Raw genomic sequence first — 13872 nt, 5'->3', positions numbered from 1 at the left:
GGGCCCCGAGCCCCCTGCGGTACCCTGGCGCCATGCGTGCCGTACGCCTTCTGCTTAGCGGGCCGCGCTGATCAGTACCGACCGGGCCACCCGCGGTGGCCGTCCGGGTCGGCATCGGCGCGGCGTCCCCTCCTGTGCGAGGGGCCTTTTTGTTTCCGCAGCAACCGTGTCCGCGGCAGCCGCAGGCAGAGACGATCGATGGAGCTTGAAGAGATGAGCGAGACGACCACCTCCCCCGCCGGTGAGGGCGCGGGCGCCGCACCCGAGGCGGCCCCGCACCGTTACACCGCCGCGCTGGCCGCGGACATCGAGGCACGCTGGCAGGACTTCTGGGAGGCGGCGGGCACCTACGAGGCGCCCAACCCGAGCGGTGACCTGGCCGGGGACGCCGCTGTGGTTGCCCGCCCCAAGAAGTTCATCATGGACATGTTCCCGTACCCCTCGGGCGCGGGCCTGCACGTCGGCCACCCGCTGGGCTTCATCGCCACCGACGTCTACGCCCGCCACCAGCGCATGACGGGCCACAACGTCCTGCACACCCTGGGCTTCGACGCCTTCGGCCTGCCCGCCGAGCAGTACGCCGTGCAGACCGGCACCCACCCGCGGGTCTCCACCGAGGCCAACATCGTCAACATGCGGCGCCAGCTGCGCCGTCTGGGCCTGGGCCACGACCAGCGCCGCTCGATCGAGACGATCGACCCGGCGTACTACAAGTGGACCCAGTGGATCTTCCTGCAGATCTTCCACTCCTGGTACGACCCGGAGGCCGACAAGGCGCGCCCCATCGACACCCTGGTCGCGCAGTTCGAGGCCGGCACCCGGCCCACCCCCGACGGCCGCCCCTGGGGCGAGCTGTCCGCCGCCGAGCGCGCCGGTGTCCTGGGCGAGTACCGCCTGGCGTACGCCTCGGACGCGCCGGTCAACTGGTGCCCCGGCCTGGGCACCGTCCTGGCCAACGAGGAGGTCACCGCCGAGGGCCGCTCCGAGCGCGGCAACTACCCGGTCTTCAAGTCCAAGCTGCGCCAGTGGAACATGCGGATCACCGCCTACGCGGACCGCCTGCTGAACGACCTGGACGGCCTGGACTGGCCCGAGGCGATCAAGCTGCAGCAGCGCAACTGGATCGGCCGCTCCGAGGGCGCCCGGGTCGACTTCCCCGCCGGGGGGCGCACGATCACGGTCTTCACCACCCGCCAGGACACCCTGTTCGGCGCGACGTACATGGTGCTGGCCCCGGAGCACGAGCTGATCGCCGACGGCTCCCTGGTGCCGGACGCCTGGCCCGAGGGCACCCACGAGGTCTGGACCGGCGGCCACGCCACCCCGGCCGAGGCCGTCGCGGCGTACCGCAAGCAGGCCGCCGCCAAGTCGGAAGTCGAGCGGCAGTCCGAGGCCAAGGACAAGACCGGCGTCTTCACCGGCATCTACGCCACCAACCCGGTCAGCGGCGAGCAGGCCCCGGTCTTCATCGCCGACTACGTGCTGATGGGCTACGGCACCGGCGCGATCATGGCGGTCCCGGCGCACGACAGCCGTGACTTCGCCTTCGCGCGCGCCTTCGAGCTGCCGATGCGCTGCGTCGTCCAGCCCTCCGACGACCGCGGTACCGACCCGTCCACCTGGGACGACGCGTTCTCCTCGTACGAGGCGAAGCTGGTCAACTCCTCGGACGACACGATCAGCCTGGACGGCCTGGGCGTCACCGAGGCCAAGGCGAAGATCACCGAGTGGCTGGCCGCCGAGGGCATCGGCGAGGGCACCGTCAACTTCCGGCTGCGCGACTGGCTGTTCAGCCGCCAGCGCTACTGGGGCGAGCCGTTCCCGATCGTCTACGACGAGGACGGCGTCGCGCACGCGCTGCCCACCTCGATGCTGCCCCTGGAGCTGCCGGAGGTCGAGGACTACTCCCCGCGCACCTTCGACCCGGACGACGCGGACACCTCCCCGGAGACCCCGCTCTCCCGCAACGAGGACTGGGTCGACGTCGAGCTGGACCTGGGCGACGGCCGCGGCGTGCGGCGCTACCGCCGCGAGACCAACACCATGCCCAACTGGGCCGGTTCGTGCTGGTACGAGATGCGCTACCTGGACCCGCACAACGACAGCGCGATGGTCGACCCGGGCATCGAGCAGTACTGGATGGGCCCGCGCGAGGCGCAGCCCCACGGGGGCGTCGACCTGTACGTGGGCGGCGCCGAGCACGCCGTCCTGCACCTGCTGTACGCCCGTTTCTGGTCGAAGGTCCTGCACGACCTGGGGCACGTCTCATCCTCCGAGCCGTTCCACAAGCTGTACAACCAGGGCATGATCCAAGCGTTCGTCTACCGGGACCGCCGCGGCATCGCCGTCCCGGCGGTGGAGGTCGAGGAGCGCGACGGCGGGTACTTCTACCAGGGCGAGAAGGTCAGCCGCGTCCTGGGCAAGATGGGCAAGTCCCTGAAGAACGCCGTCACGCCGGACGAGATCTGCGCGGAGTACGGCGCCGACACGCTGCGCCTGTACGAGATGGCGATGGGCCCGCTGGACGTGTCCCGCCCCTGGGACACCCGGGCCGTCGTCGGCCAGTACCGCCTGCTGCAGCGCCTGTGGCGCAATGTCGTCGACGAGTCGACCGGTGAGGTCACCGTCGTCGACGCGGAGCCGGACGAGGCGACGCTGCGGGCCCTGCACAAGGCGATCGACGGCGTCACCCAGGACCTGGCGAACCTGCGGTTCAACACCGCCATCGCCAAGGTCACGGAGCTGAACAACCACCTGACCAAGGCGGCGGGCCCTGTTCCGCGCACCGTCGCGGAGCGCCTGGTGCTGCTGATCGCGCCGCTGGCGCCGCACATCGCCGAGGAGCTGTGGCGCAAGCTGGGCCACACCGACTCGGTGGTGCACGCCGACTTCCCGGTGGCCGACCCGGCGTACGTCGTCGATGAGGCGGTGACCTGCGTCGTTCAGCTGAAGGGCAAGGTCAAGGCCCGTCTGGAGGTCGCCCCGACGATCTCCGACGCGGACCTGGAGGCGGCGGCGCTGGCCGAGCCCGCGGTGGTAGCGGCGCTGGGCGGCGCCGGTGTCCGCAAGGTGATCGTCCGCGCGCCGAAGCTGGTCAACATCGTCCCGGCATGATGCGGCGCGGCCGGTTACGGCCGCGGTTGTAGGGGGTTTCCCCTACGGGCAGGTTGGGGGTTCCGTCGGGGCCCGCAACCTGCCCGAGCCGTTTACGGTGGAGAGAACGGGCGCGGGCGACCGGCCGGCGCCGTGACCTTTCCGGGAGAGCCCATGGAAGCCGCCATCGCCGTCCTGGGGCTGCTCTTCCTGCTGTTCGTCGTCGCCGGGGTCTTCGTCACCGTCAAGGCGGTCCAGCTGACCAAGCGCGGCGTGGACCGCACCGTCGCCCAGGCCCGGCGGACGGTCGAGGACACCGGCCTACGGGCGCGGCAGCTGGCCAAGCCGGGCGTCCCGGGCGAGCTGGCCCAGCTGCGGTTGTCCCTGCGTACGTCGATGCGGGCGACCCAGGAGGCGCTGCGCAGCGGCGCGGCCGACGACGTTTCCCTGAGCGAGGCGCTCGGCCTGTTCGACCGCCTCAGCGCCCACGGCCACGCACTCGACGACGAACTCAGGCGTCTGGAGCGCGAGCCCGACCGCGCCACCACGGCCGCCCGGCTGCCGGAGCTGCGGAAGCGCCTGGAGCGCATCACCCGCTCCGCGGAGTCGCTGCGCTGGGCCGCGCGCGACCGGCAGCGGAAGTTCGCCGACGACGACCTGGCGGCGCTGAGCGATCAGATCGACGTCGAGTCGGGCGCGCTGCGGCACTGGACCCGTGCCTCGGACGATACGGAAGGCGTGACGGAGAACGGTTCCTCCGAGGGCTCGGACCGGCCTGCCGGTGCCGGGCCGGGCGCCCGGCCGCCCGCCGCCTCGGGGCCGGGGGCGGAGCAGCCGCAGGCGATATCGGCCCCGGATCCGCGCGGCCGTTCCTCATACTCCTGGCAGAAGTCGCCTTCCTGGCAGAAGGCGCAGCGGGCCGGGCGGGCCAACTGAGCACAGGGGGCTGACGGTGCGGGGTGCGGTGCTGTGCGGGGGCGCGTGCCCGGGGCCGGTCCGGGTGGTCCAAGCGGGAGGGAGCGGCGTGGCTGCGTGCGGGGAGGCCCCACAGTGTCGGCCGCCGCTCTTCCCCCGATAACCTCCCCTTCATGTCCCGCCATGTCGCCATCGTCACCGATTCCACGGCCTACCTGCCGCCGGTGGCACTGCAGCGCCACCGCATCACGGCCGTCCCGCTGACCGTCGTCCTGGGGGACCAGGCCCTGGAGGAGGGCACCGAGATCTCCGCGAGATCCGTCGCCCAGGCACTGCAGAAGCGGCGGCCGGTGACCACCTCGCGCCCCGCCCCGACGACCTTCGCCGACACCTACCGCAAGGTCGCCGCATCCGGCGCCACCGACATCGTCTCGCTGCACCTCTCCTCCGAGTTCTCCGGCACCTACGACGCCGCGGTACTGGCCGCGCGGCACTCGCCGGTCCCCGTAAGGGTCGTGGACACCGGCATGGTCGCGATGGCCCTCGGCTTCTGCGCCCTGGCGGCGGCCGAGACCGCCGAGGCGGGGGGCGACGCCGACGCCGCGGTCGCTGCTGCCGAGCGCCGCGCCGCCGCGACCTCCGCCTACTTCTACGTCGACACCCTCGACTACCTGCGCCGCGGCGGCCGGATCGGCGCCGCTCAGGCACTGCTCGGTTCCGCACTCGCCGTCAAGCCCCTCCTGCAACTGGCCGACGGCCGCATCGAACTCCTCGAAAAGGTCCGTACGGCGTCCAAGGCCATCGCACGGCTGGAGGAGATCGCCGCGGAGCGGGCGGGGGAGGCGGAGGTCGACATCGCCGTGCACCACCTCGCCGCCGCGGAGCGCGCCGATGCCCTCGCCGCCCGCCTGCGCGCACGCGTGCCGGGTCTGCGTGAGCTCCATGTCAGCGAGGTCGGTGCGGTGATCGGTGCGCATACCGGTCCGGGGTTGCTGGGGGCCGTGGTCGCGCCGCGGTAGCGGTGTCGTTCTGCGGTAGTGCTGGGGGCGGGGCTCTCGGGCACGCCGGGTAGGCGGGCCGGGAGGTCGCCACCCCTGCGGGTGGCGTGGTTATCCACAAGCGGCTGGTTATCCACCGGATATGAGGCCGCTCAGCGCGGCGGGCGGGGGCGACCTACCGTCGGTCGGCATGAGCAGAGAGTCACATTCGGTTGGTGGGGTATCGCGTCCCGGTGAGGAGGCCGGCCCCCGGGCGGCCTCAGCCGTCGGCCTCGTCCCGCACCCGGTGCGGAGTGGCGGTCGCGCGGGGCGGCGGGCCGCGCGCCGCGCCACGGTGTCGGCGGCGGTGCGGGCGCGGGCGGCCGCCCTCTTCGATGCGGCGGAGGCGCCGTCAGGGGAGCGGGGGCACGGTGTCGGGGGTGGCGTACGTGAGGGGGTGCGGGGCCGAGGACCCGCCTCCGGGCCGGGGCGGAAGGGGAATCCCGCGCCGGGGGCAGGGAGTGAGGGGAGCCCTGGGCCCGAGGCCGCGGGGCGTGGGGAGGGCCTTGCCCGCGAGCCGGGACGTCGCGGGGAGAGCTCTGCGCCTGGGCTGGGGCGTGCGGTGAGTGTCGGGGCAGGCCGGATGGCGAGCCGTGGTTCCGGGGCCGGTTCCGCCTTGGGGGTGCGGGACAGGACGGGGACCGGGCCTGGTGGTGGCTCCGAATACGGGGCAAGGCCCGGCTCCGCCCCCGGCCGCGAGGCAGGCCCGTCCCGCGAGGCGCCGCTCGTCCCCCACCCTGTCCCGGGCCCGGGACACAGGGCGAGCACCGGCTCCCGCCACCGGTCGAGCTCCTGGCCTGCTCCTGCCCCGGGCCATGAGGCGGACCGGTCCCGTAAGGCGTCCCCCGACTCCGGCCCCGGCCCCGTCCCGAGCCAGAAGACGAACTCCAGCCCTCACCACGGGGCGAGCCCCGGCGCCGACGACAGGGCGACCCCCAACCCCAGCCGCAAACCCGGCGCCACCCCCGCCCCACACAACAGCCTCTGTCCCCCCGCCCTCACCCGTCGGGCGCGCATGCGGCTTGCCGTGGGGGAGCGGTTGCCCGTGTGGGTGCAGGTGCGGTGTGGGGCGGAGCCGAAAACGTTGGCCGCGGTGGGGGTGGTGTTGGTGGTGGCGCTCGTGCTCGCGGTGCTGCACTTCTGGTCCGGTGCGCCGGAGGCGGTGCGGGCCCCGGTGGCGGAGCGGGCGGTGCCGGGGCCCGGTGCCTCGCAGCGGCAGGGGCCGTCGGGTGCCGCTCCCGCGCCCGGTGCGACGGCGGGCGGCGGCGCGGGCCGTCAGATGGTGGTCGACGTGGTGGGCAAGGTCGAGCACCCCGGGGTGCGCCGGTTACCGGTGGGGGCGCGGGTGATGGACGCGCTCGCCGCGGCCGGTGGGGTGCTGCGCGGGGCGAACACCCAGGGGCTGAACCGCGCCCGGTTGCTGGTCGACGGTGAGCAGATCGTCGTCGGCAGGGCGGGCAGCGCGCCGGACCCGGGCGGCGGTGCGAACGGGCCGCCCGGCGCGGACTCGTCCGGCGCCTCGGGAGGGCTCGGCGGGCCGGGCGCCGCCGGGCCCGGACAGCCGGTCAGCCTCAATTCGGCGACCGTTCAGCAGCTCGACACCCTGCCCGGCGTCGGGCCCGTACTGGCGCAGCACATCGTCGAATTCCGCACCCGGCACGGCGGGTTCACCTCGGTGAACCAGTTGCGCGAGGTGACCGGCATCGGCGACCGCAAGTTCGCCGACCTGCGGCCCCTGGTGCAGCCATGAGCACCGGACACACGACCGTGCACACCGCGGCGGCCTCCCCGCACGGAACCGCGGACCCGCGCCAGGAGGGCCCGCACCAGGAGGGCCCGGCCGACCTGCGCCTGGTCGCCCCGGCGATGGCGGCGTGGGGCGCGGCCGTGCTCGCCCTGGGTGCCCCGGCGGGCGTGGTGGCGACGGGCTGCGCCCTCGCGGTCGCCCTCGCCGTACCGGCTCTGTGGGCGGCGGTGAGGCGACGCCGGGCGGAGGGCCCGGAGACGGCGGACGGCCCGCGCACCGGTGGGGCGTACGTGCGGTCCGCCGGGGCGCTGGTAGCTCTGGCGGCGGTGCTGCTCTGCGGGGCGGCGGGCGCGGCCGGCGCGGCGCTGCACGCGGCGGACGCCCGGCGCGGGCCGCTGCCCTCCTGGGCCGCGCGCCATACCCACCTCACCGTCGAGGTGGAGGTGACCGGCGACCCCCGGACGGTCCGCCCGAAGGTCCGCGGATCGCACCGGTTGCCGCCGTCCCTGGTGTTCACCGCCGATGTGGTGCGCCTTACCGCTCCGGATGGTGCGGTGACCGCGCTCCGGACGCCCGCCCTCGTCGTCGTGGCGAGCCGTGGCGGCGATACGGATCACCCGAAGGCCGACGCGAACCCCCAGGTCACGGACCCGGGGCCCGGAGCGGCGAGACCCCGGGACGTGCACCCGGACTCCCCGGAGCAAGCCGGGGCGGCGGATTCCGGGAGCGCGGGTGTCCTCGACCGGTGGCGGGTGCTGCTGCCGACCACCCGCGTCCGGGTGCCGGTCCGCGCCGCCCCGCCGATGCCGCCCGACGACCGGATCGCCGCTGTCCTCCGGGTCTCCGCCGACGGCCCGCCGCAGGTCACCGGCGCACCGTCCGGGCTCCAGCGCCTGGCCGGCGGCCTGCGGGCCGGGCTCCGCGATGTCTCCGACGGACTGTCGCCCGACGCCCGCGCGCTGTTGCCCGGACTGGTGGTCGGGGATACGTCACGGGTGCCGCCCGACCTCGACGACGCGTTCCGGGCCACCGACCTCACGCATCTGCTCGCCGTCTCCGGCAGCAATCTCACCATCGTGCTGGCACTGCTGATCGGCCCGCCGCACCTCGCCTCCCGCGCCGAACGCCGCGGCCTCGCCCCGCGCCTGGGGCTTTCGCTGCGGGCCACCGCCCTCACCGGGGGCGGTCTCGCGCTCGCCTTCGTCGTCGTGTGCCGACCGGACCCCAGCGTGCTGCGGGCCGCGGCCTGCGGCCTGATCACCCTGGTGGCGATCGGTACGGGGCGGCGCCGTTCCCTGCTGCCCGCCCTGGGCGCGGCGGTTCTGCTGCTGGTGCTCTACGACCCGTGGCTGGCCCGTAGTTACGGGTTCCTGCTGTCGGTCCTGGCCACCGGCGCGCTCCTGCTGCTCGCACCCCGCTGGAGCGCGGCCCTCCGCAGGCGCCGGGTGCCGCCGCGCCTCGCCGAGGTGATCGCCGCCGCTGCTGCCGCCCAAGCGGTCTGTGCCCCGGTCGTCGCGGTCCTCGCTGCACGGGTCGGCCTGCTGGCGGTGCCCTGCAACCTCCTGGCGGAGCTGGCCGTCGCCCCGGCGACCGTCCTCGGGTACGCGGCCCTCGCCGTGGCGCCCGTACTCCCGCCCGTCGCCCGGGCGTTGGCGTGGTGCGCGGGATGGCCCGTCAGCTGGATCGCCTGGGTGGCGCGTACCGGGGCGGCGCTGCCGGGGGCGGAGTTCGGCTGGCCGGGCGGCTGGGCGGGCGGGCTCGCGCTCGCCGCCGTCACGGTCGTCCTGGTGCCGCTCGGGCGGCGGATGCTGCGCCGCCGGTGGCTGTGCGCCCTGTGTGCGCTGGCGCTGGTCCTGGTGGTGTGGCGACCGGCACCGCTGACCCGGGTGCTGACGGGCTGGCCGCCGCCGGGGTGGCGGGCGGTGGCCTGCGATGTCGGGCAGGGCGACGGCCTGGTCCTGGCGGCCGGTGACGGCACGGCGCTGGTGGTGGACGCGGGCCCCGAGCCCCGCGCGATGGACCGCTGCCTGACGGCCCTGGGGGTGCGGAGCGTGCCCGTGGTGCTGCTGAGCCATTTTCACGCCGATCACGTCGACGGACTGCCCGGAGTGCTGCGCGGCCGATCGGTCGGTCTGATTGAGACGACCACGCTCCGGGAACCGCCCGGACAGGCGGAGTTCGTACGGCGCACGGCGGCGGAGGCGGGCGTTCCGGTGGCCCCCGCGGTGCCGGGAGAGCGGCGTCGCCTGGGGCAGCTGAGCTGGGAGGTCCTGTGGCCGCCCGCGGACGGCACGGGCGACGCGACGGGACCGAACGACGCCAGCGTGACCCTGCTCGTCCGCAGCGGCGACGTGACCCTGATGCTCCTCGGCGACCTCGAACCACCCGCCCAACAGGCCCTGTTGGCAGCACACCCGGAGCTGACCACCGTGGACGTCCTCAAGGTCGCCCACCACGGCTCCGCCCACCAGGACCCGACGCTGCTCCAACGCCTGGCACCCCGGCTCGCGCTCATCTCGGTGGGCGCGGACAACCCGTACGGTCATCCGGCGCCGCGGACAGTCGATGCGTTGCGGCGTGGGGGAGCCGTGGTTCTGCGTACCGATACCGGGGGCGCGTTGGCTGTGCTGGGTACCCACAACCGCCTGTCGGTGACCACAGGGGGCCGCGGACGGGCGGCCCGTGGCCTCCGCGCGCCCCGCCGCCTCCGCGCGCCCCGCCGCCTTCGCGTGGCCCGTCGCCGTCATACGACCCGCTGTCTCCGCACGGATCGTGGCTTCCGCCGGCCTCGTGCTGCCCGCCCGTTCCGTAACCGTCTGGTGCGCCTTGGGCGTCCCCGCCCCCTACTCCCCCTCGCGCCACCCCTCATATTCGGCGGCGAGGGCGTCCAGCTGTGGTGCGTCGTAGCGGCCGTCCGGGTCCTCGACGACCACCAGCCACTGTGCGTCCTCGGCGTCGTCCTCTCCGGCCAGGGCGTCCCGTACGAGGTGGGGTTCCTCGGGGATGCCGAAGCGTTCGGCCAGGGCCTCGGCCACCTCCTCGGCGGCGTCGCGGTCGGGCAGTACCAGTACGTGTCGTGCATCGCTCACCCGGCCATTGTCGGTCAGCGGGCGGGTGCGCCGGGTGCGCGGGGCGGCGTTGTCGGTGGGGCGTGGGATGCTGGAACGCGATGGCCAGGAAGAGTGCAAACGACGATCCGCTCGCCCCCGTGACGCTCGCGGTGGGCCAGGAGGACCTGCTGCTGGACCGCGCGGTGCAGCAGGTGGTGGCGGCTGCCCGCGCCGCCGACGCGGACACCGATGTGCGGGACCTCACCCCCGAACAGCTCCAGCCCGGCACGCTCGCCGAGCTGACCAGCCCGTCGCTCTTCGCGGAGCGCAAGGTCGTGGCGGTGCGCAACTCCCAGGATCTGTCGGCGGATTCGGTCAAGGACGTGAAGGGGTATCTCGCGTCGCCCGCCGAGGAGATCACGCTCGTGCTGCTGCACGCGGGCGGGGCCAAGGGCAAGGGCCTGCTGGACGCCGCCCGGAAGGCGGGCGCGCGCGAGGTGGCGTGCGCGAAGATGACGAAGCCAGCCGACCGGCTGTCGTTCGTGCGGGGCGAGTTCCGGGCGGCGGGGCGCTCCGCGACGCCCGAAGCCTGCCAGGCGCTGGTCGACGCGCTCGGCAGTGACCTGCGGGAGCTGGCGTCGGCCTGTTCGCAGCTGGCCGCCGATATCGAGGGCGCGATCGACGAGGCGGTCGTCGCGCGGTACTACACCGGGCGCGCCGAGGCGTCGAGCTTCACCGTCGCCGACCGCGCCGTCGAGGGCCGGGCGGCCGAGGCGCTGGAGGCGCTGCGCTGGTCGATCGCGACCGGCGTCGCCCCCGTCATGATCACCAGCGCGCTGGCCCAGGGCGTCCGCGCCATCGGCAAGCTGGCTTCCGCCCCGCGCGGCGCCCGTCCCGGCGATCTCGCCCGCGATCTGGGCATGCCGCCGTGGAAGATCGACCGCGTACGGCAGCAGATGCGCGGCTGGTCGGCGGACGGCGTGGCGACGGCGCTGCGCGCGGTGGCCGCCGCCGACGCGGGTGTCAAGGGCGGCGGAGACGACCCCGAATACGCCCTGGAGAAGGCCGTGGTGGCCGTCGCCCGCGCGGCCCGCTCCCGCTGAACCGACGCGCTCGGGGCCGGTCGGCCCGCCTCCCGGCGATCCCGCCGGTCCGGCCCCTGAGCCCCGGGCCCCGGGCCCACGCACGCTCCCGGATGGCCGTGCCCCACACCTCAGGCCCGCACACCGCCCCCGAGCGTGCCCCCGTACGGCCCGCGCCCCGGACCCTGCACGGCAGAAAGCCCCGCCAGCCCTGGGGAAGGGCAAAAACGGGGCTTTCCGTATGTGTCATGTGTCGGTCTGCCCGGCGAACGGCCGGGTGGGCCGGGATGCGCCGCACCCGCGTGGCGAACGCAGGCCGTGTGCGGCGCGGTGGTGCACCGTGCGAGGAGCGGAGAGAGGGGCCGCTGGGTCCCCGACGGCGGGGTGGTGCGGGTGCCGGACGGCGGACCGTCCGACGGAGGTCGTTCAGCCCTTGAGGCCGGCGACCTTCTTCGCCAGCGCCGACTTCTTGTTGGCGGCGGCGTTCTTGTGGATGACACCCTTGCTGACGGCCTTGTCGAGCTTCTTGGCAGCCTCGGCCTGGGCGGTGGTGGCCTTCTGCAGGTCACCGGCCTCCACGGCCTCGCGGGTGCGACGGATCGCGGTCTTCACGGTGGACTTGACAGCCTTGTTGCGCTGACGAGCCTTCTCGTTGGTCTTGATCCGCTTCATCTGGGACTTGATGTTCGCCACGAAAGAGCCTTTTCAGGTTCGTTGGAGTTTCGAGTTGCGCCGCGTACTGAGAGGGCACGAAGCGCAGTGGACCAGATTACCAGCCGCCTCCTCGGCCACCCAATCCGGGCCGTTTCCGTCCGTACGCACCGCCGTCGGGAGGTACCCGGAGCAGCCGTGGGAGCGCCCGGAACGGGCCGGCGGCGCCGCTCATGGGACCATGGGGAGGACGTCACACCCGAGGGTGGTCTTGCGGATCATGGCGGGTCCGCCGGACGCACCCCGTTCCGCCTACCCGCCTGAATGGACCCTGCGTGCCCGCGACCTCTACGAACGTGCCGGAGCCGAGCCGTACCGATCCGGCCCTCCTCCGTAACTTCTGCATCATCGCGCACATCGACCACGGCAAGTCGACGCTCGCCGACCGGATGCTCCAGATCACCGGTGTCGTCGACCAGCGGCAGATGCGCGCGCAGTACCTCGACCGCATGGACATCGAGCGCGAGCGCGGCATCACGATCAAGTCCCAGGCGGTGCGGCTGCCCTGGTCGCCCTCCGAGGGTGAGGAGCGGAGCGGTACGCCCCACATCCTCAACATGATCGACACCCCCGGTCACGTCGACTTCACCTACGAGGTCTCCCGCTCGCTCGCCGCGTGCGAGGGCTGCGTTCTCCTCGTCGACGCCGCCCAGGGGATCGAGGCGCAGACCCTCGCCAACCTCTACCTGGCGATGGAGAACGACCTCACGATCATCCCCGTCCTCAACAAGATCGACCTGCCCGCCGCGCAGCCCGAGAAGTTCGCGGCGGAGCTGGCGAACCTCGTCGGCTGCGAGCCGGAGGACGTGCTGCGGGTCTCCGCCAAGACCGGCGTCGGCGTGCCCGAGCTGCTGAACAAGGTGGTCCGCGAGGTCCCGGCGCCGGTCGGCGTCAAGGACGCCCCCGCCCGCGCGATGATCTTCGACTCGGTCTACGACGCCTACCGCGGCGTCGTGACGTACGTGAAGGTCGTCGACGGCACCCTCCGCAAGCGCGAGCGGATCCGGATGATGTCCACCGGCGCCGCCCACGAGCTGCTGGAGATCGGCACCAACTCGCCCGAGATGACGGCCGCCGACGGTCTGTCCGTGGGCGAGGTGGGCTATCTGATCACCGGGGTGAAGGACGTCCGGCAGTCCAAGGTCGGCGACACGATCACCCAGCTCAACAACGGGGCGACCGAGGCGCTGGGCGGTTACAAGGACCCCAAGCCGATGGTGTTCTCCGGGCTGTACCCGCTGGACGGCTCGGACTACCCGGAGCTGCGGGAGGCGCTGGACAAGCTCCAGCTCAACGACGCGGCGCTGGTCTACGAGCCGGAGACCTCCGCGGCGCTCGGCTTCGGCTTCCGCGTCGGCTTCCTGGGGCTGCTGCACCTGGAGGTCGTCCGCGAGCGCCTGGAGCGCGAGTTCGGCCTCGAACTGATCGCCACCGCGCCCAACGTCGTCTACCAGGTGGAGATGGAGGACGGCGCCCAGCACGAGGTGACCAACCCCAGCGAGTTCCCCACGGGCAAGATCGACAAGGTGCACGAGCCGGTCGTGCGGGCCACCGTCCTCGCGCCGAGCGAATTCATCGGCGCGATCATGGAGCTGTGCCAGACCCGGCGCGGCACCCTGCTCGGCATGGACTACCTCTCCGAGGACCGCGTCGAGATCCGCTACACCCTCCCGCTCGCCGAGGTCGTCTTCGACTTCTTCGACCAGCTCAAGTCCAAGACCCGCGGCTACGCCTCGCTGGACTACGAGCCCACCGGCGAGCAGGTCGCCGACCTCGTCAAGGTCGACATCCTGCTGCACGGCGACAAGGTCGACGCGTTCTCCGCGATCTGCCACAAGGACAAGGCGTACGCGTACGGCGTCCGGCTCGTTGGCAAGCTGCGTGAGCTGATTCCGCGGCAGGGCTTCGAGGTGCCGATCCAGGCGGCGATCGGCAGCCGCGTCATCGCCCGTGAGACGGTCCGCGCCATCCGCAAGGACGTCCTCGCCAAGTGCTACGGCGGTGACATCTCCCGTAAGCGGAAGCTGCTGGAGAAGCAGAAGGAAGGCAAGAAGCGGATGAAGATGGTCGGTAGCGTGGAGGTGCCGCAGGAGGCATTCATCGCGGTGCTCTCCTCGGACTCCGACGGCGACAAGAAGAAGTAGGCGACAAGAAGAAGCAGCGGCCGCGGCCCGCCCTCCCGGCACGGCGGAGCGGGCGTGTACGCGGAAGGGCGCCGACCTCGCGAGGTCGGCGCC

General features: G+C 73.5%; 8 protein-coding genes and 1 pseudogene. 7 read left to right on the top strand and 2 right to left on the bottom strand.

The features are described from left to right. The first annotated feature begins 213 nt into the window (after positions 1-213). The 5 genes and pseudogenes from leuS to ACFWWQ_RS16400 all read left to right on the top strand — a co-directional run. A complete protein-coding gene (leuS, locus tag ACFWWQ_RS16420; RefSeq protein WP_384596577.1) occupies positions 214-3114 on the top strand; it encodes a leucine--tRNA ligase in 2901 nt (966 codons plus the stop codon). A 153-nt stretch (positions 3115-3267) separates the two neighbouring features. After that, positions 3268-4029, top strand: coding sequence for a hypothetical protein (locus tag ACFWWQ_RS16415; protein ID WP_384596574.1), 762 nt, complete (start codon positions 3268-3270; stop codon positions 4027-4029). Positions 4030-4181: 152 nt separating this feature from the next. Further along, positions 4182-5027, top strand: coding sequence for a DegV family protein (locus ACFWWQ_RS16410; RefSeq protein ID WP_384596571.1), 846 nt, complete (start codon positions 4182-4184; stop codon positions 5025-5027). Positions 5028-6138: 1111 nt separating this feature from the next. Then, a complete protein-coding gene (locus tag ACFWWQ_RS16405) occupies positions 6139-6795 on the top strand; it encodes a helix-hairpin-helix domain-containing protein (protein WP_384596568.1) in 657 nt (218 codons plus the stop codon). A 116-nt stretch (positions 6796-6911) separates the two neighbouring features. After that, positions 6912-9449 (top strand): annotated as a pseudogene (locus ACFWWQ_RS16400) (ComEC/Rec2 family competence protein); the annotation flags it as partial. A gap of 186 nt (positions 9450-9635) precedes the next feature. Here ACFWWQ_RS16400 and ACFWWQ_RS16395 read toward each other — a convergent pair. Beyond that, positions 9636-9881, bottom strand: coding sequence for a hypothetical protein (locus ACFWWQ_RS16395; RefSeq protein WP_384596741.1), 246 nt, complete (start codon positions 9879-9881; stop codon positions 9636-9638). 80 nt (positions 9882-9961) lie between these two features. Here ACFWWQ_RS16395 and holA point away from each other — a divergent pair, with 80 nt between their 5' ends. Beyond that, positions 9962-10945 carry a DNA polymerase III subunit delta gene (gene holA, locus ACFWWQ_RS16390; protein WP_384596565.1) on the top strand — a complete coding sequence of 328 codons (984 nt, stop codon included), beginning with the start codon at positions 9962-9964 and terminating at the stop codon, positions 10943-10945. 405 nt (positions 10946-11350) lie between these two features. Here holA and rpsT read toward each other — a convergent pair whose 3' ends face one another. Beyond that, positions 11351-11617: a 30S ribosomal protein S20 gene (gene rpsT / locus ACFWWQ_RS16385; protein ID WP_384596561.1), complete on the bottom strand. Its 267-nt coding sequence runs from the start codon at positions 11615-11617 to the stop codon at positions 11351-11353. Between the two features lie 293 nt (positions 11618-11910). Here rpsT and lepA point away from each other — a divergent pair, with 293 nt between their 5' ends. Then, positions 11911-13779, top strand: a complete 1869-nt coding sequence (gene lepA / locus ACFWWQ_RS16380; RefSeq protein ID WP_384596557.1) for a translation elongation factor 4 — start codon at positions 11911-11913, stop codon at positions 13777-13779. The last annotated feature ends 93 nt before the right edge of the window (positions 13780-13872 follow it).

It is taken from the genome of Streptomyces sp. NPDC059080, assembly GCF_042739975.1.
Classification (GTDB): Bacteria; Actinomycetota; Actinomycetes; order Streptomycetales; family Streptomycetaceae; genus Streptomyces; species Streptomyces benahoarensis.
This window is presented reverse-complemented; position numbering and strand designations above follow the sequence as displayed.

Bases quoted from the DNA above. Each gene is read 5' to 3' on its own strand.
- ACFWWQ_RS16415 (WP_384596574.1), top strand. From the start codon at position 3,268: ATGGAAGCCGCCATCGCCGTCCTGGGGCTGCTCTTCCTGCTGTTCGTC.
- ACFWWQ_RS16410 (WP_384596571.1), top strand. From the start codon at position 4,182: ATGTCCCGCCATGTCGCCATCGTCACCGATTCCACGGCCTACCTGCCG.
- leuS (WP_384596577.1), top strand. From the start codon at position 214: ATGAGCGAGACGACCACCTCCCCCGCCGGTGAGGGCGCGGGCGCCGCA.
- holA (WP_384596565.1), top strand. From the start codon at position 9,962: ATGGCCAGGAAGAGTGCAAACGACGATCCGCTCGCCCCCGTGACGCTC.